Annotated in this window: 1 protein-coding gene; it reads right to left on the reverse strand. The window is 79.5% G+C overall.

Annotated features, from left to right (window positions below; translation table 11 throughout):
* Window positions 1-601, reverse strand: a 601-nt coding sequence (locus tag AX737_RS17110; protein WP_156453794.1) for a glycosyltransferase, incomplete at both ends; no start/stop codon positions are given.

The following is a 601-nucleotide window of genomic DNA, read 5'->3' on the forward strand; positions in this document are numbered from 1 at the left end:
TGCCGGCGCTGTCCCCGCCAGGAGTTCCCGGTAGATCCCGCAGACGGCCTCCGCCACCGCGGCCTCGGTGAAGCCACCGGAGAGGATGCGCGCGCGCGCCGCCTCGCCCAGGCCCGCGACGAGGTCCGGGTCGGCGGCGAGGCGCGCGAGCGCCCCGGCCAGCGCTTCGGGATCGTCGGGGGGCACGACGAGGCCCTCGATCCCGTCGCGCACGAGGTCGCGGCAGCCCGGCACGTCGGTGGTGACGAGCGCCCGCCCGCAGGCGGCCGCCTCGAGCAGCGTGCGCGGCAGGCCCTCGCCGCCCCGCGAGGGCAGGCAGGCGACGTGGTGGGCGCCGTAGACCCCCGCCACGTCGTGGCTCGCGCCGTGCCACGCCACGCCGTCCCGGCTCCAGCCGCGCAGGGTCTCCTCGGGGATCGCGCGCCGGTTGGAGGCGTCGGGCGCGCCGTAGAGCGAGAGCTCCACCGGGATGCCCCGCCCGCGCGCGAGCCGGACCGCCTCGACGGCGACGTCGACGCCCTTCGACCAGAGCATGCGGGCAGCGAGCGCCACGCGCAGCGGCGGCTGGGCGGGCAGCGGCGCGGGCGCGTAGGCGGCCGGA

The organism is Methylobacterium sp. CCH5-D2 (genome assembly GCF_001556475.1).
Classification (GTDB): domain Bacteria; phylum Pseudomonadota; class Alphaproteobacteria; order Rhizobiales; family Beijerinckiaceae; genus Methylobacterium; species Methylobacterium hispanicum.